The 20035-nt window shown below is 69.0% G+C and carries 20 protein-coding genes and 2 pseudogenes; 12 read left to right on the top strand and 10 right to left on the bottom strand.

Annotation, left to right across the window (positions count from 1 at the left end; translation table 11 throughout):
• Positions 1–2: 2 nt before the first annotated feature.
• The 3 genes from ACW62_RS29270 to ACW62_RS29260 form a co-directional block, all read right to left on the bottom strand.
• Positions 3–1244: a Tm-1-like ATP-binding domain-containing protein gene (locus ACW62_RS29270; RefSeq protein WP_053207659.1), complete on the bottom strand. Its 1242-nt coding sequence runs from the start codon at positions 1242–1244 to the stop codon at positions 3–5.
• A gap of 70 nt (positions 1245–1314) precedes the next feature.
• Positions 1315–1680, bottom strand: a complete 366-nt coding sequence (locus ACW62_RS29265) for a cupin domain-containing protein (protein ID WP_053207658.1) — start codon at positions 1678–1680, stop codon at positions 1315–1317.
• Positions 1681–2808 (bottom strand): Gfo/Idh/MocA family protein, encoded by a 1128-nt coding sequence (locus ACW62_RS29260; protein ID WP_053207657.1) that lies wholly within the window; start codon positions 2806–2808, stop codon positions 1681–1683. It abuts the gene before it with no gap.
• Positions 2809–2940: 132 nt separating this feature from the next.
• Here ACW62_RS29260 and ACW62_RS29255 point away from each other — a divergent pair, with 132 nt between their 5' ends.
• A complete protein-coding gene (locus tag ACW62_RS29255; RefSeq protein WP_169792151.1) occupies positions 2941–4413 on the top strand; it encodes an aminotransferase-like domain-containing protein in 1473 nt (490 codons plus the stop codon).
• A gap of 7 nt (positions 4414–4420) precedes the next feature.
• Here ACW62_RS29255 and ACW62_RS29250 read toward each other — a convergent pair whose 3' ends face one another.
• Complete coding sequence (locus ACW62_RS29250) at positions 4421–5506, bottom strand: glycoside hydrolase family 172 protein (RefSeq protein ID WP_053207655.1); 1086 nt, start codon at positions 5504–5506, stop codon at positions 4421–4423.
• Between the two features lie 80 nt (positions 5507–5586).
• On the opposite strand from ACW62_RS29250, the pseudogene ACW62_RS36665 reads away from it, so the two are divergent.
• Positions 5587–5875, top strand: a pseudogene (locus tag ACW62_RS36665) (ferric reductase-like transmembrane domain-containing protein); the annotation flags it as partial.
• Between the two features lie 215 nt (positions 5876–6090).
• A complete protein-coding gene (locus tag ACW62_RS34455; protein WP_157575060.1) occupies positions 6091–6252 on the top strand; it encodes a hypothetical protein in 162 nt (53 codons plus the stop codon).
• Here the strand turns inward: ACW62_RS34455 and ACW62_RS36020 are convergent.
• Positions 6230–6352: pseudogene (locus ACW62_RS36020) on the bottom strand (IS481 family transposase); the annotation flags it as partial. The gene ACW62_RS34455 and the pseudogene ACW62_RS36020 sit on opposite strands and share 23 nt — an antisense overlap.
• A 316-nt stretch (positions 6353–6668) precedes the next feature.
• On the opposite strand from ACW62_RS36020, the gene ACW62_RS29245 reads away from it, so the two are divergent.
• The 9 genes from ACW62_RS29245 (at position 6669) to pdxA (ending at position 16692) form a co-directional block, all read left to right on the top strand.
• Entirely contained in the window at positions 6669–7523 is an 855-nt protein-coding gene (locus ACW62_RS29245; RefSeq protein WP_053207654.1) for a DeoR/GlpR family DNA-binding transcription regulator, read from the top strand.
• On the top strand, positions 7516–8859 hold the full coding sequence (locus ACW62_RS29240) for an FAD-dependent oxidoreductase (RefSeq protein WP_053207653.1): 1344 nt from the start codon (positions 7516–7518) through the stop codon (positions 8857–8859). Before ACW62_RS29245 ends, ACW62_RS29240 begins: the two co-directional genes overlap by 8 nt.
• Before the next feature lie 60 nt (positions 8860–8919).
• Positions 8920–10443, top strand: a complete 1524-nt coding sequence (locus ACW62_RS29235) for an ABC transporter substrate-binding protein (protein ID WP_053207652.1) — start codon at positions 8920–8922, stop codon at positions 10441–10443.
• A gap of 67 nt (positions 10444–10510) precedes the next feature.
• Entirely contained in the window at positions 10511–11446 is a 936-nt protein-coding gene (locus ACW62_RS29230) for an ABC transporter permease (RefSeq protein ID WP_053207651.1), read from the top strand.
• Positions 11443–12381, top strand: coding sequence for an ABC transporter permease (locus tag ACW62_RS29225; RefSeq protein WP_053207650.1), 939 nt, complete (start codon positions 11443–11445; stop codon positions 12379–12381). The genes ACW62_RS29230 and ACW62_RS29225 overlap by 4 nt, the downstream gene beginning before the upstream one ends.
• A gap of 32 nt (positions 12382–12413) precedes the next feature.
• On the top strand, positions 12414–13433 hold the full coding sequence (locus ACW62_RS29220) for an ABC transporter ATP-binding protein (protein WP_053207681.1): 1020 nt from the start codon (positions 12414–12416) through the stop codon (positions 13431–13433).
• Positions 13426–14289 (top strand): ATP-binding cassette domain-containing protein, encoded by an 864-nt coding sequence (locus ACW62_RS29215; protein ID WP_083460300.1) that lies wholly within the window; start codon positions 13426–13428, stop codon positions 14287–14289. Before ACW62_RS29220 ends, ACW62_RS29215 begins: the two co-directional genes overlap by 8 nt.
• Positions 14290–14304: 15 nt before the next feature.
• Positions 14305–15627 (top strand): four-carbon acid sugar kinase family protein, encoded by a 1323-nt coding sequence (locus ACW62_RS29210; RefSeq protein ID WP_053207648.1) that lies wholly within the window; start codon positions 14305–14307, stop codon positions 15625–15627.
• Between the two features lie 12 nt (positions 15628–15639).
• A complete protein-coding gene (gene pdxA, locus ACW62_RS29205) occupies positions 15640–16692 on the top strand; it encodes a 4-hydroxythreonine-4-phosphate dehydrogenase PdxA (RefSeq protein ID WP_053207647.1) in 1053 nt (350 codons plus the stop codon).
• Positions 16693–16722: 30 nt separating this feature from the next.
• Here the strand turns inward: pdxA and ACW62_RS29200 are convergent, their stop codons facing one another.
• From ACW62_RS29200 to ACW62_RS29180, 5 genes are all read right to left on the bottom strand, one after another.
• Positions 16723–16929: a hypothetical protein gene (locus ACW62_RS29200; protein ID WP_053207646.1), complete on the bottom strand. Its 207-nt coding sequence runs from the start codon at positions 16927–16929 to the stop codon at positions 16723–16725.
• A gap of 342 nt (positions 16930–17271) precedes the next feature.
• Complete coding sequence (locus ACW62_RS29195) at positions 17272–17580, bottom strand: MBL fold metallo-hydrolase (RefSeq protein ID WP_053207645.1); 309 nt, start codon at positions 17578–17580, stop codon at positions 17272–17274.
• On the bottom strand, positions 17577–18821 hold the full coding sequence (locus ACW62_RS29190; RefSeq protein ID WP_053207644.1) for an NAD(P)/FAD-dependent oxidoreductase: 1245 nt from the start codon (positions 18819–18821) through the stop codon (positions 17577–17579). The genes ACW62_RS29195 and ACW62_RS29190 overlap by 4 nt, the downstream gene beginning before the upstream one ends.
• 37 nt (positions 18822–18858) lie before the next feature.
• Complete coding sequence (gene folE / locus ACW62_RS29185; RefSeq protein ID WP_053207643.1) at positions 18859–19488, bottom strand: GTP cyclohydrolase I FolE; 630 nt, start codon at positions 19486–19488, stop codon at positions 18859–18861.
• Positions 19485–19916, bottom strand: coding sequence for a DoxX family membrane protein (locus ACW62_RS29180; RefSeq protein WP_083460299.1), 432 nt, complete (start codon positions 19914–19916; stop codon positions 19485–19487). Before ACW62_RS29180 ends, folE begins: the two co-directional genes overlap by 4 nt.
• Positions 19917–20035 lie beyond the last annotated feature (119 nt).

Here is a 20035-nt window from a genome sequence, read left to right as displayed (position 1 = left end):
TCTCAGGATCGGGCCGCGGTCGCGGCGTCCTGCGCCCGGGCGATGAGGTCGTCCAGCTCGTCGGCGGCCACGTGGGCGAACTCGGGGTCGTTGATGTGGGTGTCGAGCTCGATCAGGCGGACCCGGCGCTGGTCGAGGTGCTCGCGGATCGCTCCGAACAGGGCGTCGTCGGCGGCCGGGTCGTGGAAGGCTCCGCCCTCGACCGCGATCGCGGAGACGCCGCCCAGCGGCAGCACGACCGTCGTCGGGCCGGTGCATGCTGACACCCGCTGGGCCAGCCGGATCCCCAGCTCACGGCACTCCTCGGGCGTCGTGCGCATGAGCGTCACACTCGGGTTGTGTTCGTAGAGCACCCGGTCACGGAATACGGCCGGCACGGTGTCGGGCGGACCGAAGTTGACCATGTCGAGCGCACCGGTGGACACCACTCTGGGCACCCCTGCCTGCCCGGCGGTGACGAGTCGCTCCGGCCCGGCGGAGAACACACCACCCACCAGCTCGTCGGCGAGTTCAGTGGTGGTGACGTCGTAGATGCCGGTCAGCAGCCCTTGGGCGGCAAGCGACTCCAGGGTCCGCCCGCCGACCCCGGTCATGTGGAAGACGAGGACCTCATAGCCGGCCCGGTCGAGGGCCAGCCGACCCTCGGTCACGCACGGCGTGGTGACTCCGAACATGCTGGCCGCGACGAGATCGCGCGTGGCGAGGTCGGGCAGTGGACTTGCGGTGACCATTCCCGCCATGGCGCCCGCGGCGTTGGCGAGGATGCGGGCGGAGACCCGGTTGATGCCCGCGATGTCGACAACGCTCGGCATCAGCGCAAGGTCGGTTTCACCCACGTAGGGCCGGGTGTCGCCTGACGCGGCGGTGGAGACGATCAGCTTCGGGACACCCAGCGGCAGTTCGCGGAATGCGGCCGAGGCCAGAGCGGACCCGCCCGTGCCGCCGAGGGCCATCGCTCCGTCGAGCCGCCCCTCGGCATGCAGGCTCCGCACGACCTCGGCCGCACCCGCGGCCATCGCGACGATGGCGGCTCCGCGATCGGCCGCTGCGGCGAGTGTGGCCAGATCCGCGCCGGCGGCCGCGGCCACCTGGTCACGCGGCAGGTCGGCCTCGAAGCCGGGTTCACCGAGCACACCGGTGTCGACGACCACGACGTCCACCCCGGCGGCGCGCAGCCTGTCCCGGGTGAACGCATACTCGTCGCCTTTGGTGTCGAGGGTTCCGACGAGAACGACGGTAGGCACTGGTCTCCCCCTTCCAAGTGGAGCGAACTGCGCGATAGCCAATCGGTCGATATTGGTATCGGCTCTCGAGCTATTCGCCGATCGTTTGCCGGTCTGCGGACGAGAACGCGATGACGAACACGGCTTGGTCGCTGCCGATGTTCTTGGCGTTGTGGACCACCCCAGTCGGAATGCTGATGGTGTCTCCCGGGCCCATCTCGACGATGTCTTCGCCGGCGCTGTGTTCGATGGTTCCCTGCAGGACGTGGAGGATCTCGTCGCAATTCGGGTGGTGGTGCCGGGGATTCTCCTGGCCCGGGTCGATGTAGCAACGGCCGACCGTCATCGTGTCGGAGTTGCCCATGCGGCCGGCCACCATCCAGATCAGCCGGCCCCACGGCTGGTCTTCGACGAGGTGGTCGTCCGCCCGGGAGACCGTCGCTTTGTCGAGTGTCATTCAGCTGCCTCCGGGTGCGTGTTCAGGAGTGATCGGTCGAGGTGAGGGGAGGGTGACCGTGGCGCCGGCCGGTGTCTGCCGATACGCCTCGAAGAGGTGCATGATCGCCAGGGCGTCCTCGAGCGTCCCCTTCGTCGGTGCGACACCGGACCGGACGCTGGTGCAGAAGTGCAAGACCTCCTGCACGTAACCGAGATAGAAGAGGTTCTTGTTGTAGAGCTGGCCGAGCGAGAACTCCGGTTCCCAGACGAGCGGTGCCACATCGTCGTCGACCAGGAACGACGCCGAGCGACCGTACTCGCGGTGGGCACCCGGCCGGTAATAGGTGACCCGGACGCCGTTGTCGACGACGACGTTGGCGCCGCGCCCGACGACCTCGACCCGCTCCAGCGGCGAGGTGTGGGCGGCGCCCCCGGCGAGGTGCAGGGTTCCGATCGCGCCGGAGCCGAATCGCATGGTGGCGACGCTGCTGCCGGTCTGCGGTTCCCACTCGTAACCGAACCGCTGCACCGGGCCGAGGAGCCGGGTGAGGATGGCGGCCGGGTGGTAGATGTGGTCGAGGAAGCCACGCATCGCATGCAGGTCATTCCGCTGCTCCGGTGGCGGCAGCGACTCGGGGTAGCGGACGTAGACCGATGACACCGGCCCGAACTCGGGCTTGGCGATCAACGACTCGACCTTCTCGAAGGCTGGCGAGAAGATCTTCTTCAAGCCGACCACGACGAACCTGCCGGTCTCGGCCGATACGCGGCGCAGCGTCTCGATCTCCGTCACCGACGCGGCAGCCGGCTTCTCCATCCATACGTGCGCGCCGGCGCGCAGGCAGTCGACGGCCAGGCCGGTGGCCTGGACCCGGCCGGTGTCGTCGTCGTAGGCAGTGACGATGAAGACGGCCTCGGGCCGTTCGGCGGCGAGCATCTCGTGATGGTCGGCGTAGTGGTTCGGCGCACCGAACATCCGGCTGTACGTGGCCGCTCGGTCGACGTCGACGTCGCAGACGGCGACGAGATCGACCGGCGCGTACTGAAAGGCCGGGTACACGTTCCGGTACGAGTGTCCGCCGGCTCCGATGAACGCGCACCGAATCCGTTCGTCGTACTCGAACTGAAAGGTGACCGTGTCGCTCATCCGACCTTCCTCTGTTGGTTCTCATGGCGGTCTCTTGCGGCTGATGGGTGGTGTCAATCGCTTCCTTGCCCGTTAGAGTGGCAAGCGCCAATGGCGGAGTTCTATAGCCAATCAGCCAGAATTGGACTTGGTATGAAGTTCACAGCAGATCAGCTGGCTCGAATGCTGCTCGAATCGGGTGCCCGTACGGGTCCATTGCACCGACGGGTCAGCGATGGGATCCGCGAGCTGGTGGACCTCGGTGAGCTGCCGCCGGGGGCTCTGCTCGCCTCCGAACGTGACCTGGCCGTCGCCCTTGCCGTCAGTCGGACGACGGTGGTGACCGCGTACCAGACGCTGCACCAGGAAGGCCGGCTGGAGCGCCGGCAAGGCAGCGGGACCCGGGTCAGCCTGCCTGTGGCTCACCATGGTGCGCGGGAGACGGTGTCCGCGAACGTGCTGGCCGGCGATCACGCGGCCACGCCGTTCTTGAACGGGCCGCTCGCCACCATCGACTTCTCCTCGGCCGCGCTTCCATTTCTCCCCCTGGTCGCCGACGTCGCGTCGTCGGTCACCCGGGATGATTACCTCCGGCTGGGTGGAGAGCATCACGGCTATCACCCGAGGGGTCTGCCGGCTCTGCGCGAGCGGCTGGCCGGCTGGTATACCGAGAGCGGACTACCGACCACGCCCGACCAGATCCTGATCACCAACGGCGCCCAGCAGGCGCTGGAGATCATCATCGCCGGGTGTGTGCAGCCCGGCGACGGAGTCGTCGTCGAGGACCCCACGTATCGCGGCGCCATCGAAGCCTTCGATCAGGCCGGCTGCCGGATCCGGCCGGTGCGCTGCGACGAGAACGGCATGGACGTGGCGGCGCTGGCCCGTCTGGCGGCGGCCGGTCCGCCCCGGCTGGTGTACGCGCAGTCCACGGTCCATAACCCCACCGGAGCAGTCCTCACGCCGGACCGGCGCCTCCGACTCGTCAAGGTCGCCTCCGAACACGACGCCGTCCTGGTAGAAGACACCGTGCTGGCCGGGACGGTGTTCGACGGGCCGTCGCTGCAGCCGCTGGCCGCCATCGACGACAACGCCCGGATTCTCACGGTCGGCTCGATGAGCAAGCTGTTCTGGGGCGGACTGCGGCTGGGCTGGATCCGGGGCTCGACGCGCGCGATCTCCAGGCTCGCGCAGCTCAAGGGCTTCAGCGACCTCGGCACGTCTCTGGTCAGTCAGCAGATCGCGGCGCGCCTCCTGGACCACATGGACGAGGCGGCGGAGTCGCGGCGGGCTGAATTGGCGGTCGGCCGCGAGCACCTGACCCGACTACTGGCCGAGCACCTGCCCGAATGGACCTGGACTGAACCGGCCGGCGGACCTTCGTTATGGGTCGCGCTGCCTGCCGCGGACACCGCACACTTCGCGCAGGTCGCACTGAGGTTCGGCGTGGCGATCCTGCCGGGATCGGTCTTCTCTGCAGGTGGGCTGGGTGCCGACCACACCCGACTGCCCTACTCGCTGCCGCACAGCGTGATCGCGGCTGGTGTGTATCGGTTGGCTCGGGCGTGGTCGGTCTACCTCGGCGAGGGGCCTGAGCATGTGCCGGTGGTCTCCGTCACCACCTGATGCGGCGTCAGTCGACCTCCATCGTGTGCAGGTCGGGCGCGGGCGGTCGGACACAGCTCGGGGCGTCGAGGTAGAAGAAGGCGGTCGAGGCGATGTCGTCACTCGTGTGCCGATACCGATGGTGCAGTCCGTTGTGATGCCCGGGTCCGATGCCGAGGCTCTGTACGGTGACCCGGATGTCCTCGGCGAACCGGACCGGATCGGGCACGTGCCAGCGGTACATGCCGAACCGCTGCTGGCTGGCGTACAACCCGTCCGGCCGGAGCACCTGGTTCAGCCCGAGGTACGGGGTGGTGAACTCCGTGTAGCCCTGGCCGGGCACGTCGAAGTTCCAGGCGCCGCCGAAGTAGTCCTCGGTGCCGGTGCCGCAGATGGTGGGGAACTCGTCGTCGCCGTCGAGGTAGAATTTGACCTCGCCCTCGCCCCACCACCCGGGACTGTTCACACCCCACGCGAGATAGGTGCCGACGTAGTGCCCGGCCCCCTCGATCCCGTCCAGCAGGGTGTGCACCTCGCCGTACGGGACTGGGTGGCTGCGCCGCCACTGTGCGTGCAGGTAGGCAGCCGTGTCGGGCACGTCACCGAGTTCGTAGTCGAGCTGGTGGTAGACGACGACCTCTTCCGCCGTGTGGTTCTCGATGGTGACTTCGGCCGACTCGCGGAACGGCATCGGCCAATACGTGTTGAACCCGCCGTTCGGATTGGCGGCGACGACGGCCGACGACACCTGGCTGAAGCTGTTCCAGCCGTTGCAGAAGAAGTCACCGACCGGGACCTCGATCGCGGGGTCGGAACTGCCGTCCCAGTAGAACTTGAGGACCATCCCACGCCATGCGCGCTGCGGCGCGGTGGTGCACCACATGTGGGTGATCGTCCCCGGGCCTTCGATCCGGCCCAGCGCCGCCGTCGCGCCCGGTGCGACCATGATGCTAGGCGAGACCTTCCAGCCCTGGCCGAGGAGGCTCGCCGGCACGGCGCCCGTTCCGTCCACGGCAGCTCCGCCGGCGCCCTTCGCACCGGTGAAGTTCTCGGCGCTGATTGAACGGCTGACCGCAGACGTCCGATTCGCCAGCCCGCTGAGGCCCAGACCCATCGCGCTACTCCTCGCTGAGAAATCGATTGCTTGCCAGCGGGGAGCATAACCCGTATCGGCTTGTGCCGGGCGAAAACGTCTTCGTGCCCGGCTACTGCCCCAGCGGCACCGGCGTCGTCATTGCGATCCTCATCGGCCTGTTCGCGTTCTACCTCGCCATCCCCTCGGACTCGCCCTCTACACCCGTCGCTCGATCGGCGCCAAGGCCTGGCGCGCGTCCTGCACAGCTCGATCATCGTCGTCTCCATCCTCAGCGTCTGGCACAGACTGCTCGACGGCACCTACGTCTGGTATGACGGCCGGTTCCGCACCACCCCTCTGGCTCCAGTTGCCGTCGCCGCGCTACTGCTCATCCGCATCCTCGCCCCGCCCACCGCACCTCGCCCCGGCAGCTTGACGGTCGAGAGGGCGCCGTGCCGGCGGTGGGTCCGCATCATCTGACCTGCTCCAACACGTCCGTAGCGGTGGCAGGCAGGCGAACTTGGACACCGACCTCGGCCCACGGACCGAAACTGCCCTGGCCATGCGCTCCACCCCTACCGCGAAGATCGGCGGCATGGCAGGCCAGTTCTGGCGAGGTGTCGATGCACTACGGCTTCGCGCACCTGCTGACCAACGGCCCCGATGAGCCGGCCATGCCCGACGTGGCCCGGCGCGGGCAGAGGAACGGCCTGGCCGGGGCCGCGGTTGCGCATCAGGTGGGCCTCGTCACCGGGCTGCACACGCGGTTCGCCAGGACACGTTGAAGAACACGGCTGCCCGCGAGGTCGGCCAGCCCCAATCGACGATCAGACGCGTCAGACGCAAGCGATGCCGCGGCGTGAGCGCAGCACTAGCGTGGGACATGAAGGCCTCCCGGGTGCGACGTGGTTCCTCGACGGCTCCACTCCACACGCCTGGAGGCATTCACCCCCCTTCTTCCGACGACGGGCATTCCCCCGAGCGCCGGTCCGCCTGCCAGCTCGTTATAGCGCAGCGTCGTGGCGTCGTCAGCGCGGTAGGTAGGCACGCCGGGACGTTACCGGGCACCGCGGGACCACCGCCGGCGCTAACAGCCACCTCACAGGTTGCGCATTGTGATCACTAAAGTGCTCAGTCTTGACATTCACCCTGGGAGCGTCCTACATTCATTGCACGAAACCGTCACAACGATGGGTTTAAGGTGACTGAATCGATCAGTTCGGGCCGGAGCGCTCAGGCGCTGGCACGGCGTCGCGACGCGGTGCTGAGCGAGATCCTCGCCGGCAACGGCAACGTCAGCGCACTGAGCGAGCGACTCGGAGTCTCCGAGGCGACCATCCGCCGCGACCTCGCCGTGCTGTCCAGAGAAGGCAAGACGACGCGCACCTACGGCGGCGCGGTCGGCGCACCGCGCCGGTTCGAGCTGTCGCTGCACGAGAAGGAAGCACTGTTCGAGGACCGCAAGGAGGCGATCGCGCGCCGCGCCGCCGCCCACATCGACGACGGCGACACGCTGATCTTCGACGCGGGCACCACGATCGGACAGCTCGCCACGCACCTGGGCGGTTTCGGCGAGCTCTGCGTCATCACGAACGGGATCAGTTCGATCTTCACGCTGGCCAGTGCCGAGAACGTCGAGCTGATCTCGCTCGGCGGCTCGTTGCGCCACATCTCCCAGGCGTTCCTGGGGCCGCTGGCGGAGACGGTGCTGCGGCACCTGTCCGCCGACGTGGCCTTCCTAGGCGCCAACGGCCTCGGCCCCTTCGGCCTGTGCTGCCCGACGACGAATCACGCGGGCCTCAAGTCGCTCATGGCTTCTCGCGCATCGCGCGTCTACCTGCTGGCCGACAGTTCCAAGATCGGCCAGGCCCCCCATCGGCACTGGGCCCCGTTCCAGCCTGGCTGGACGCTCGTCACCGACTCGAACGTGACGCCCGCGCAGATCGAGGAGGTCCGTTCCTGGGGCCTGCACATCGAGATCGCAGCCGTCGACGCCACATCGACGGCATCCGACGGCGCGATCGACCGCGCCAACAGAGAGGAAGAGAATGACTGAGAAGGACTGCGACGTCCTGGTGGTCGGCGGCGGCGTCACCGGCGTGGGGGCAGCACTGGCCGCCGCGCGGAACGGTGCCCGCACCACGCTCCTCGAGGCGCACCCCTTCGTGGGCGGCAACGCCACGACGGGCCTGGCCATCCACAGCTACTTCACGCGGTACCGCGAGCAGGTGGTGAAGGGCGTCGCACAGGAACTGGTGGACGCCTGCCAGGCGGCCGGTGGCTCGGTCGGGCACGTGCCGTATGACGGATACGTCAGCATGGTCACCCCGGTCGACGGCGACACCTTCCGGATGGTGGCCACGCGGCTGCTGCACGAGGCCGGGGTGACCATCATCTACGGCGCCACCGTCATCGGCGCCCGGCGCACCGGCGAGCACATCGACGCGCTGCAGGTCGCGGTCAAGGCGGAGCTCCGCGAGTACACCGCCGGGATCTACCTCGATGCCAGCGGCGACGGCGACGTCGTCGCGCTGGCCGGCGGCGAGTACACGAAGGGACAGCCGATCGCCGGCGGCCGGCGCGGCATGCAGCCGGTGACCATGATGTTCGCCGCGTCCAACGTCGACACCCGCCGGGCCGCGAAGGCGCTGGCCATCTACGAGCCCGCGATGGCGACGAGGCCCGACTACGACGGCGAGTTCCCGGTCTACTTCAACGGGACGCTGGAGGCGTGGGAGGACCAGCTCGTCGAGGCCGGGGAGATCTTCGCCAAGCAGAAGAAGCAGATCTGGATCAACACGGTCTGGCCGTTCCATCTCAACCTCAACCTGAGTGTCGGCATCGGTGTCGACGGCACTGACGCTGACTCGATGTCGGCGGCCACCGTCGACCTGACCCGGCAGGTGGCGATCCTGAGCCGGGTCATCAAGGCAAATGTGCCGGGCTTCGAGCACTCGCGCACCATCCCCGCATCCATCGTCGGCGTGCGCGAGACCCGGAACATCGTCGGCATCGCCCAGTGCACCGACGAGGACGTGCGCGAAGGTCTCAAGCACGAGGACACCATCGGCCGGTCCGCCTTCCCGTCCGACATCCACGACCCGATCACCGGCGACGTGGTGCACACGGACATCGGCGGTGACGGCTCCTTCGACATCCGCTACGGCGCGCTGGTCCCGAGGTCGTTCGACAACGTGCTCGTCGCCGGCCGGTGCATCTCGGCCACCCATGCGGCGCACGGAACCACCCGCAACATGGCGCAGTGCCTCGTCACCGGCGAGGCCGCGGGCGTGGCCGCCGCGATGACCAGCAAGTCCGGTACCGACCCCCGGCTTCTCGACGTGCCCGCGCTCCAGGAGCGCCTCGCCGCGCAAGGGGCCTTCCTCGGCTGATGAAAGGCGGAACAAGGCATGCTCACGTGCAGCAATGAAGGTGCTCGTACTCGACGTCTGATGCTGGCTCTGGGCCTGGGTCTCAGTCTGGTGACGGCGTCCGCATGTGGTGGCTCCTCCAGCGCCGGTGAAGGCGACGGCGGGAGCGACGACGCCTCCTCCGTCGTCATCGCGTTGCCGGAGGAACCCGTCTCGCTCGACCCGTGCGACGCGTCGTACACCGAGAACAACCGCGTGCTGACCGACAACGTCACCGAGGCGCTGATGCGGCGCGACGCGGAGACCGGCGAGTTGATCCCCGCCCTGGCCACCGAGTGGACCCAGGTCGACGCCCGCACCTACGACTTCACCCTGCGGGACGGCGTGGAGTTCTCCGACGGCACCCCGCTGGACGCCGAGGCCGTCGCGGTCGCGGTCAACCGGTCGTTCAAGCCCGAGCACGAGTGCGGGGTGAAGGGCTTCATCTTCAACGACGAGGACCTCCAGGCGACCGCGGTCGACGACCTGACCGTCCGTATCCAGGCCACCCAGGACGACCCCATCCTGCCGCTGCGGATCTCGTTCATCGAGATCGGCCTGACGGACGAGAACGCCAAGACCGACTCCCCGATCGGGACAGGGCCCTACGTTCTGGACGACTGGCAGCGCAGGACCTCGATCACCCTCGAACGAAACCCGAACTACTGGGGCGACGAACCGAGCATCGAGAGGGTGCAGTACGTCTTCCGGGCCGAGTCGTCGGTACGAGCCAACCTCGTGCGGACGGGCGACGCCGACCTGGCGATCTCGCTGGCGCCCCAGGACACCGGCGACGGCACGGGTGTCCAGACGTTCGAGCTCGCCGAGACGCTCTTCCTGCGCATCGACACGTTCGCCGAGCCCTTGAACGATCTCGACGTCCGCAAGGCGATCAACCTCGCCATCGACCGCGAGGGCCTCGTCCAAGGTGTCATGCAGGACCAGGGCACGCCGGCCTCGCAGATCATCGTGCAGAACATCGGCGGGTACGACCCTGACATCGAGGTCTGGCCCTACGACCCCGAGCAGGCAGAGTCGCTGGTCCAGGGCGCCGCCGACCGCGGGGTCGACGTATCCAAGGAGATCACCCTCTACACCCGGGCGGGCTTCTACGCCAACTCCGACCAGGTGATGGAGGGGGTCGCGGAGATGCTGCGCCAGATCGGGCTGAACGTGACGATCCAGCAGTTGGACGCGGCCGCCTGGCTGGACGACGTCCTGCGCCAGCCGAAGAATCCCGACCGGGTCGGCCTGACGGAGAACGTGCACGGCAACAACACCGGCGACGCCGTGTTCACCGTCGTCACCAAGTACAGCTCCACCGGCGACGAGAGCACCCTGGACGACGCCGAGCTCGACAGCATGATCAACGCTGCCGCCGCGGCCACCGGCGACGAACGGGCCGAGCTGTTCCGCGAGGTCATGTCCTACATCACGACCGACATCGTGGCGATGGTCCCGATCGCGCACCTCGGCGGTTCGTTGATCACATCCGACCGGCTCGACTACACACCGAACCTGCAGAGCGCTGACATCCTCCGGATCGCCGACATGTCGGTCGGCTGAGCCGTGCACATCCCCGCGGCGGGCCGGCCGGCGGCCCATGGACGTGGACTCGACGGGAGGTGGAGCGATGTCGTTCGGTGGTATCGGTAGGCGGGTCCTGCACAGCCTGATCGCCTTCGTCGGACTGATCGTCGCGGTCTTCTTCCTGTCACGGCTGACCGGCAACCCGGCCGGCCTCTACCTCCCGATCAACGCCAGTCAGGAGCTACGCGACCAGTTCGCGGACCAGCACGGCCTGAACGACCCGCTGTGGCAGCAGTTCGGCGACTTCGTCGGCGGCCTGGTCCGGCTCGACTTCGGCACGTCGCTCCTCGACGGCAGGCCGGCGATGACGGTGGTCTGGGAGGCGGTTCCGTGGACCCTGGGGCTGGCGGCCGCCACGATGCTCATCGCGGTAGCGGCCGCCGTGCCCCTCGGCGCGGCGGCCGCCCGCCGGCCGGGCTCCCGGCTGGACCGGGTCGTGTCCAACCTGACACTGGTCACGGCGAGCGTCCCGGACTTCTGGCTGGCGCTCGTGGCGATCATGGTGTTCGCCGTCAACCTCGGCTGGCTCCCGGTCGCGGGCACTGGCGGCCTCGCCTACTGGGTCCTGCCCGTCCTGGTCCTGGTCGCCCGGCCGCTCGGGGTCCTGGTCCAGGTCAGCAGGGAGGCGTTGGTCAACGAGTTGTCGTCCACCTACGTCCGGGCCGCACGGACCAAGGGGACGAGCGAAGCACGGATCGTCAACGTCCATGCGATGCGCAACGCGGTCGCCCCGGTGGTGACGGTGGCCGGCGACCAAGCGGCGGCGATCCTCAACGGGGCCGTCGTGATCGAGACCATCTTCGGCTGGCCCGGCATCGGCCGGCTGATGATCGACTCGATCCTGCGGCGTGACTTCTCGGTGATCCTGGCCGGTGTCGTGACCACGGCCGCGTTCATCTTCGTGATGAACATCCTCATCGAGTTCGTCTACACGTGGGCCAATCCGCGACTCCGGCACGAGGACAAGGCGGCGCGATGACGACGAATCCGGTGGAACCGGCCGGGACCGCCCGGCCCTCGCGGCGCGGCTTCCTCTGGTCGGCGCTGCGTGGCGATGTCGCCGCGATGATCTCCGTGGTCGCGCTGACGATCCTCGTGCTGGTCGCGATGATCGCGCCGTTCTTCATCTCCGACCTGGTGACCCGGCAGGATCTGTCGAACCCGACGGCCGCGCCGGGCTTCGGCGATGGCCTCTGGGGGTTGCTCGGCACCGACTCCCTCGGCCGGAGCGTGCTGGCGCGCGTGATCATGGCCGCACGCACCACGTTGCTGATCGCGCTCTGCGCGGTCGCCATATCCGCGGTGGCCGGCTCGGTGATCGGCGCCACCGTCGGCTACCTGGGCGGCTGGCCCGAGGCGGTCGCGATGCGCGTCGCCGACGTCATCATGAGCTTCCCGTCGCTGTTGCTCGCGCTGATCGTGCTCTACGTGTTCGGTCCGCAGGCGACACTCATCGTGGTCGTGCTGGCGATCACCCGGCTGCCGGTCTACCTGCGCACCGCACGGGCCCGGACGCGTGCCATCCGCGATCTGCCGTACGTCGAGGCGGCGCGCGGCCTGGGCCTCGGCCGCGCGCGGATCGTCGTCCGCCACGGGATCCCGGCGGTGGTGCCGATCGTGCTGGCGCTGGTCACAGTCGAGCTGGGGCTGGTGATGCTGATCGAGTCGTCGCTGACCTTCCTCGGCATCGGGGTGCAGCCACCCCAGATCTCCTGGGGTGCGCTGGCCGCCGAGGGACGCGGCTACCTGGCGACCGCCTGGTGGCTCAGCTTCTTCCCCGGGCTGGCTATCTGTCTCACCGTGATCGCGATCAACATCGTGTCGGGCTGGAGCCGATCGGTCACCGACCCCAAGCAGCGATGGAGGTTCATTCGTGACCGTGCCGAGCAGACCGACCCCGGGACTCGGCCATGAGCACGCCGTCGATCCGCAAGGAGCGCGGGACCATGGCGCCCGATGACGGTGCGCGCCGGAAGCTGCCGCAGGACGGTACGCCGGCGCTGCGGGTCCGTGACCTCACCGTCGACATCCGAACGGCCGCGGGCCGGCGCCCCGTCCTGCGCGGTGTCGACGTCGACCTTCGCACCGGCGAGACCCTGACGCTGCTGGGCGAATCCGGCAGCGGCAAGTCCATCACCGCGAGCGTGCTGCTCGGCACGTTGCCCGTCCCTCCCTTCAGGGTGACCGGCGGCAGCGTGGAACTCGGCGGGCAGGACGTGCTGACGATGCCGTCGAAGGCTCGGGCGGCCCTGCGTGGCGAGCGGATCGCCATGGTCTTCCAGGACTCCATGAGCGCCATGAACCCGAGCTTCACCGTGGGCTGGCAGATCGGCGAGATGCTCCGTACCCGGCGCGGACTGAACCGGAAAGCCGCCCGGCTGCGCGCGGTGGAGCTCATGGACCAGGTCCGTATCCCGCAGGCGGCCACCCGGGTGGATCAGTACCCGCACGAGTTCTCGGGCGGCATGCGGCAGCGCGCCGCCATCGCCATGGCGCTGGCGCTCGACCCGGACGTGCTGGTCGCGGACGAGCCGACCACCGCTCTCGACGTGACCGTGCAGGCCGAGGTGCTCGAGCTGCTCCGGGACATCCAGGCCGAACGCACCATGTCGTTGTTGCTGATCACCCACGACATGGGGGTCGCCTACGAGATGTCCGACCGTGTGGCCGTGATGTACGCGGGCCGGATCGTGGAGACCGCTGTCGCCGCCGAACTGTTCGACCGGCCCGCGCATCCGTACTCGGTGAGCCTGATGGCCTCGGTCCCCCGCCTGGACTCGCCGGGCGAGCTGTCGGTAATCAGCGGCTCGCCGCCGGAGATCGAGAACATGCCCGCGGGATGCGCCTTCCATCCGCGCTGCTGGCGGGCCGAGGCGATCTGCGCCGGCCAGGAACCGGCCGGCGTCGCCGTCGGCGCCGCTCACCTGTCGCGCTGCCATTTCGCGCAGGAGGTGTTCCATGACTGAGCCGGTGTCGCCGCGCGACGTGCTGATCAGCGTCGATCACGTGACCATGGACTACTGGGCGGCGCGACGCGGCCGGCGTCCCGGCGGCACCGCTCCGGCGCTCGATGACGTCTCGCTCGAGTTGCAGGCCGGCGAGACCCTCGCGGTCGTCGGCGAGTCCGGCAGCGGCAAGTCCACCCTGGCCCGGATCATCATGGGCCTGCAGGCGCCGACGGCGGGATCCGTGGCGTACCGCGGCGCCGCGCTGGCCACGATGAGCCGCGCGGACCGCGCCCACTATCGCCGTCAGGTGCAGATGGTCTTCCAGGATCCCGAGACCTCACTGAGCCCGCGGCTCAAGGTCTCCGCCATCGTCGCCGAGGGATGGATCGCCAACCCCGGCGTCGTCAGCCGCCGGGAACGCCCCGAACGGATCCGCGAACTGCTCGCGCTGGTCGGCCTGAGCCCGAGTTACGCCGACCGGTACCCGCACGAGCTCTCCGGCGGGCAACGACAGCGTCTCGGCATCGCCCGCGCGCTGGCGGTCGACCCGTCGGTGCTGGTCTGCGACGAGCCGGTGTCGTCGCTGGACGTCTCCGTCCAGGCCCAGATCATCAACCTGTTCCAGCGGCTGAAGCGTGAGCTCGATGTCTCCTACGTGTTCATCGCCCACGACCTGGGCGTGGTCCGGCACCTGTCAGACCGCGCCGCGGTGCTGGCCAACGGGCGACTGGTCGAGTCCGGCCCGACGGAGCAGGTCTTCGACCACCCGCGCGAGGCCTACACCCAGCGGTTGCTGGCCTCGGTCCCCAAGCAGCCACCGCCGCTGTCTCCCCAGCGGCTGCGCCGGATCCAGGAGGCGGCCCGTGTCCGGTAACCGGTGGTGGGACCGATGATCTCCGTCCTCGTCGTGGCCGACGACCTGACCGGGGCCCATGCCTCGGCCGAATCGATGCGTGGACCGGGCGGCGCGGTGTCGGTCGTGGTGTCGTCCGAGGTCACCGACGCGCAACGAGACGCGGTCGCGGACCTGGCGGCCGTCGTCGTCTGCTCGACCGGGACACGCAATGCGTCCCCGGAGCCCGCGGCCGAAGCCGTCCGGGCCGTGGTGCGGCGGTGGTGGCCGGCGTCGCTGGTGAGCAAGCGGATCGACAGCACACTGCGCGGACCCATCGGCTCCGAGCTCGGCGCCCTCGTGCGTGAGCTGGCCGTTCTGTCGGGGCGGCGTGTCATCGCCCTCGCCTGCCCCGCGCACCCCGACGCGGGCCGGGTGACGCTCGCCGGCCGTCAGCACCTGCACGGCGTACCCCTGGACGCGTCCGCGGACAGCCGTGCGGAGATCGAGCCGCTGGACCGGTCGGGAGTCCTTCCGTCGCTCACGGCCGACGGCGGTCTCCGGGGCACCGAGGTGCGCCTGGCCACGGTCCGAGCCGGCGCCGCTCGCTGCGGGAAGGCCGTCGACGCGGCTCTCGACGACGGACTCGATCTCGTCGTCTTCGACAGCGAGACCGTGGACGACGTCGAACGGGTGGCGGAGTGCGCCCGCCGCCTGATCACCGAGCGTCCCGACGTCCTGGTCGTCACCGTCGACCCGGGGCCGCTCACCACCCGCCTGTACAGGATCGTCGAGGCGACGCCGGCCGCACCCGCGGCGCCGGTCCTCGCGGTCATCGGGTCGGCGTCGGAGCTGACCCGCCGCCAACTGGCCCGCCTAGCCGAGAGCCGGCCCACCCGGCCGGTCTCGGTCCTGGAGTGCTCGGCCACAGCTGGTGTCACGCTCCGCGGCGTCGTCGATGTCGTCCGTGAGCTGACCGAAGCCGCCGCGGCCGCGACGCCGGGCTCGGTCCTCGTCCTGACCTCCATGACCGACGGCGGCGGCCGGCTCGACCCGGCGATCAGCCAGCACGTCCCGGTCATCCTGGGCGAGGTCGTCCAGCTCTTCCTGGCGTCGAGGCCGGTCACCGGGCTGCTGCTGACAGGAGGCGACGTGGCGGCGGGCGTGCTGACCCGGCTCGGCGCCTCGGGCGTCCGGCCGGCCGCCGAGGTGGAGCCACTCGCCGTTCGCGGCGTCGTCATGGGCGGGCCGTGGTCGGGCCTCCCGGTCGTCACCAAGGGCGGGCTCGTGGGCCAGGAGGAGACCCTCCTGCACTGCATCGAACAGCTCAGCCGCGGCTCACCCGGACCCGTGCTCCCCCACCGAGTCTCACCCCCGTAGGAGGACACCCAGATGCATCCCCATGTACTCGCCATCACCTTGGGCGACCCGGCCGGGATCGGTCCCGAGATCACCGCACGCACCCTGGCCGAGACGCCGGCGAGCGGCCAGGCCCGCGGCGTGGCCGTCGGCGACGCGATCGCTCTGCGGCGCGCCGTCAGCGCGTGCGGTCTCGAGGTCGACGTCCGCGAGATCGACTCCTTCGCGACCCCGCCGCAGGAAGGCTCCATCGACATCGTCGACACCGGCGCGCTCGGCGGCCGGCCCGTGGAATGGGGCGTGGTGGACAAACGCGCCGGCAAGGCCGCCGTCGACGCGATCGAGGTGGCGACCGAGGCGGCGATGAAGGGCGACGCCGCCGCCGTCGTCACCGGCCCGATCAACAAGGAAGCGATCTGGGCGGCCGGCGCGAAACACCTCGGCCACACCGAGATGCTCGGCGAACTGACCGGCGTGACCCAGCAGGACACGATGTTCGTCGTCGGTGGCGCCGACGACGAACACGACCTGAAGATCTTCTTCACCACCCGCCACATGTCCCTGGCGAAAGCCATCGAGCAGCTCTCCACCGAACGGATCCTGGAGTCGATCGAGTCCTCGATCCGAGCGCTCGTCGTCTTCGGCGTGGAGCAGCCCAGGTTCGCCGTCGCCGCGCTCAACCCGCACGGAGGTGAGAACGGCGCCTTCGGCGACGAGGAACTCACCATGATCGCGCCGGCCTGTGAACTCGCACGAAGCCGCGGACACGACGTCCGCGGGCCGATCCCCGCGGACTCGGTCTTCCACCAAGGCATCCAGGGCCGCCACGACGCGGTGCTGTCGCAATTCCACGACCAGGGGCACATCGCCGCCAAGACCTACGACTTCAACGGCACCATCTCGATCACTGTCGGCCTGCCCATCCTGCGAACATCCGTCGACCACGGCACCGCCTTCGACATCGCCGGCCAAGGCGTAGCCGACCACGGCACCATGCGCTCGGCCTACCTGGCCGCAGTCAGGTACGCGCCACGCACCGACGCGATCCGCCAGGCCTACGGCACCCCCATCGGACCGATGGTCTAGGGCACGGACGCCCGGCGCCCCTCGTCACCGTCATTGAAAGTCGCGCGAGCGGTGCCGGGCGTGCAGGGCACGGGCGGCCTCGGGCTGCAGCTCGGCCAGCGACACCAGCCGGTCGGCGACCAGGTTGACGACACCGTCCTTGCGCTCCAGCATGCCGCGGACGATCATGCAGGCGGCGTTGCGGGCCACCCGCCGGGGCCGCTGGCACAGCCCGCCGCCGCAGACGACGTTGAGCATGCCGGTCTCGTCCTCGATGTTGAGGAACGTGATGCTTTGCTGGCGAGCAGGCGGCGCACGGTGACGCCCCGGGCGAGGACGGCATGGCACGGGCCGGGGACCAGCTGCCCTGATCGACGATCAGGCGGGCGAGTCGGAGTCGGGCACGAACAGTCAGCGCAGCGTCGGCATGGGAAGCGTGGGACATTGAAGGCCTCCCTTGGTGGCGGAGCGGTTCCTCAACATCCACTCCACACCCGTAGGCCCTCACCCATCCACGACATCAAACCGTGTCGTCACAGATCCCCCCGACCAACCTGGCTAGACATCACCCCGGCCAGGCGGCGTGGGCGCCGTGGGAGGTCACCTCGGCGGGCGGCTGCGGACGAACGGCGTGTGCAGGTGCGCGGTGGCCAGCACCGCGTCCGCCCGCTCCGCGCGCCGCAGCAGCGCCCGCCGGGTCGCGCGCGCCGTCGCCTGGTCGTTCTCCAGCGCGTAGGCGACGCCGGGGTCGGCCAGTTGCACAGCGTGGACCAGCACGTCACCGGTGATGATCACCTCGTCGCGGGATCCGCCGACCACCACGGACTGGTGCCCGACGGTGTGCCCGGGCGTCGGCACGGCCAGCACCCGCTCGCCCCGGCGGCCGGCCCAGACGAACAGAGGGCTCACCGGGTCGCGGCGGCAGGTGAAAAGAGCGCCTCCAGCGGAATGTCTGGGTCTGTGAGTTGTTCGACGTCGACGTGTCTCCCTGAGCGGATCAGGCCTTGGACGGCGGGTGTCACGTCCCAGACGTTGACGTTCATGCCGGCCACAACTTGCCCTGCCTTGAGCCAGAATGCGATGAACTGCCGTCCACGGCGGTCGCCGCGGTAGACGAGCTGGTCGTAGCCACCAGGTTCGACGTAGCCGGAGTATTCCATTCCGAGGTCGTACTGGTCGGTGTAGAAGTACGGCACCGGGTCGTAGACGACATGCTGGCCCAGCATCGATCGGGCGGCCGCCGGACCGCCGTGCAATGCGTTGGCCCAGTGCTCGACTCTCACGTGTCGGCCGAGCATCGGATGGTAGGTGTTGGCGATATCGCCGGCGGCGTAGATGTCCGGATCGGATGTGCGCAGGGCCTGGTCGACGACGATCCCGTTGTCGATCGTGAGCCTGGCGCTCTCGCCGAGCTGAACGTTGGGTTGGGCGCCTACGCCGACCACCACGACGTCCGCGGAGAGTGTCTCACCGCCCTGGGTGATCAGCCCTGTGACGTGGCCGGCGGAACTGGTGAACTCGCGTACCCCGGACAGGAGCCGCAGGTCGACGCCGTGCTCGCGGTGCAGCTCGGCGAACATCTCACCGAGTTCATCGCCCAATGCGGCGCGTAACGGCGTCGGCTGCGGGTCGACTACGGTGACCACGTTGCCGTTGACGCATGCGGCCGCAGCTGTCTCCATCCCGATCCATCCGGCACCGACCACCACCACCCCGCGACCTCCGGTGGCCAGCGCGGCACGTAGCTTGTCGGCTTCGCCGACATCGCGCAGGTAATAGAGCCCTTGCAGGTCAGTGGCAGGCAGTCGCCGAGACGAGGAACCGGTGGCGAGCAGCAGCTTGCTGTACCCAAGGTGTTCGCCATCCTCGAGCGTCAATTGGTGGCCGGCAGCGTCGAGATCCACCGCTCGGATGCCGAGCCGCAGCTCGACCTCGTGCTCGTCATACCAGCCTGGCTCGTGGACGTAGATGGTGTCCCGTTCGGCGGTGCCGGTGAGGTAGCCCTTGGACAGCGGTGGCCTCTCGTATGGACGCTCGAGTTCTGCGCCCACGATCTTGATCCGGCCCGTGAAGCCCTCCTCGCGCAGCGTCTGGGCGGCCTTAGCTCCGGCGAGGCCTCCGCCGACGATGAGGAACGTGTGCTGTGCCATGTCTCAACTCCTGGGTCGGGTCACGATGGGACGTGGTTCAGTGGGCGCCGACCGCGAGGGCGAAGAACTCTTGCCGGGAGCGGTCGTCGTTTCGCAGCGACCCGTGAAGCGCAGAAGTGACCGTGTGTGCTCCCGCAGCGCGGACACCGCGAAGGGACATGCACAGGTGCTCGGCTTCGATCACGACGCCGACGCCGTTAGGTGCAAGGTTGTCCTGCAACCAGTTGGCGATCTGCTGGGTGAGCCGCTCCTGGACCTGCAGGTCTCGGGCGAACAGTTCCGCTACCCGGGCCAGTTTGGACAGGCCCAGGATTCGCTGGCCGGGGAGGTATCCCACATGTGCGACGCCGTGAAAGGGCAGCAGGTGGTGCTGGCACAGTGAGTGGATGGGGATGTCACGGGCCATGACCAGCTCGTCGTACCCCTCGTCGTTGGGGAACGTTGTGAGGTCGAATGAACGCGGGGTGAGCAGCTCGGCGTAGGCGTCGGCCACTCGTGACGGCGTCTCGGCCAGATGTGCGTCTGTCGGATCACGGCCCAACGCGACGAGCAGATCGGCAATGGCCCGCTCGACAGCCGGCCCGTCCGGCTCCTTCCGCGGACCCACGATCCGAAGCCGGTGTGTCCCGACGCCCGCCGGTGCCAGGCGTACCGCTGTGGCCGTCATGGGGCTCTCGGTCCGTCGTGTGCGACCGCGAGCCTGGACAGCGCCAACGCTCCGACGAGCAGTCCGAAGTCGCGCAGGGCGATGTCGTAGTGGTCGGGGATCAGCAGCAGGTTGACGATGATGCCGGCCAGCCAGGCGGCGACCAGCAAGCCTCCATAGCGCGGGAGCAGCGCAACGGCGACTCCGGCGAGAATCTCGACGATGCCGACGGCGTACATCGCCTGCTGGGCTGTGCCGGGCACGATGTCGTTGATCAGCGGTGCGAGATAGCCGGGCCAGTCGGTCAGCACGTTCGTGAACTTGTCCAGTCCGAACACGATCGGCGCCACGGTGAAGACCGTGCGCAGGAGCAGGAATGCCTGACGCGACGGGGCAGGCGCCGGGTCGCTACTGACCTCGATGCGGCCCGGACGACGGATGATGGCCATGGTGGACTCCGTTCTAAAAATGACCCTTTCCTGCATTAGACTCCGCCCGAAGTCTTTCGTCAAGATTTTCCTGCTTTAGAGAGCTTTGGAACCGGTCGGCCGCAGCGGCTCGGGCGGCC

Origin of the sequence: Jiangella muralis (genome assembly GCF_001270745.1) — a bacterium.
GTDB classification, from domain to species: Bacteria; Actinomycetota; Actinomycetes; order Jiangellales; family Jiangellaceae; genus Jiangella; species Jiangella muralis.
Note: the sequence above shows the minus strand (reverse complement) of the source record. Positions and strands in the feature narration are given on the sequence as shown.

What these genes read in the sequence shown, in the direction of transcription:
- ACW62_RS29265 (WP_053207658.1), bottom strand. Translation starts at nt 1,680, where the DNA reads ATGACACTCGACAAAGCGACGGTCTCCCGGGCGGACGACCACCTCGTC.
- ACW62_RS29260 (WP_053207657.1), bottom strand. Translation starts at nt 2,808, where the DNA reads ATGAGCGACACGGTCACCTTTCAGTTCGAGTACGACGAACGGATTCGG.
- ACW62_RS29255 (WP_169792151.1), top strand. Translation starts at nt 2,941, where the DNA reads ATGAAGTTCACAGCAGATCAGCTGGCTCGAATGCTGCTCGAATCGGGT.
- ACW62_RS29250 (WP_053207655.1), bottom strand. Translation starts at nt 5,506, where the DNA reads ATGGGTCTGGGCCTCAGCGGGCTGGCGAATCGGACGTCTGCGGTCAGC.
- ACW62_RS34455 (WP_157575060.1), top strand. Translation starts at nt 6,091, where the DNA reads ATGCACTACGGCTTCGCGCACCTGCTGACCAACGGCCCCGATGAGCCG.
- ACW62_RS29240 (WP_053207653.1), top strand. Translation starts at nt 7,516, where the DNA reads ATGACTGAGAAGGACTGCGACGTCCTGGTGGTCGGCGGCGGCGTCACC.
- ACW62_RS29235 (WP_053207652.1), top strand. Translation starts at nt 8,920, where the DNA reads ATGCTGGCTCTGGGCCTGGGTCTCAGTCTGGTGACGGCGTCCGCATGT.
- ACW62_RS29230 (WP_053207651.1), top strand. Translation starts at nt 10,511, where the DNA reads ATGTCGTTCGGTGGTATCGGTAGGCGGGTCCTGCACAGCCTGATCGCC.
- ACW62_RS29225 (WP_053207650.1), top strand. Translation starts at nt 11,443, where the DNA reads ATGACGACGAATCCGGTGGAACCGGCCGGGACCGCCCGGCCCTCGCGG.
- ACW62_RS29220 (WP_053207681.1), top strand. Translation starts at nt 12,414, where the DNA reads ATGGCGCCCGATGACGGTGCGCGCCGGAAGCTGCCGCAGGACGGTACG.
- ACW62_RS29215 (WP_083460300.1), top strand. Translation starts at nt 13,426, where the DNA reads ATGACTGAGCCGGTGTCGCCGCGCGACGTGCTGATCAGCGTCGATCAC.
- ACW62_RS29210 (WP_053207648.1), top strand. Translation starts at nt 14,305, where the DNA reads ATGATCTCCGTCCTCGTCGTGGCCGACGACCTGACCGGGGCCCATGCC.
- pdxA (WP_053207647.1), top strand. Translation starts at nt 15,640, where the DNA reads ATGCATCCCCATGTACTCGCCATCACCTTGGGCGACCCGGCCGGGATC.
- ACW62_RS29200 (WP_053207646.1), bottom strand. Translation starts at nt 16,929, where the DNA reads ATGCTCAACGTCGTCTGCGGCGGCGGGCTGTGCCAGCGGCCCCGGCGG.
- ACW62_RS29190 (WP_053207644.1), bottom strand. Translation starts at nt 18,821, where the DNA reads ATGGCACAGCACACGTTCCTCATCGTCGGCGGAGGCCTCGCCGGAGCT.
- folE (WP_053207643.1), bottom strand. Translation starts at nt 19,488, where the DNA reads ATGACGGCCACAGCGGTACGCCTGGCACCGGCGGGCGTCGGGACACAC.
- ACW62_RS29180 (WP_083460299.1), bottom strand. Translation starts at nt 19,916, where the DNA reads ATGGCCATCATCCGTCGTCCGGGCCGCATCGAGGTCAGTAGCGACCCG.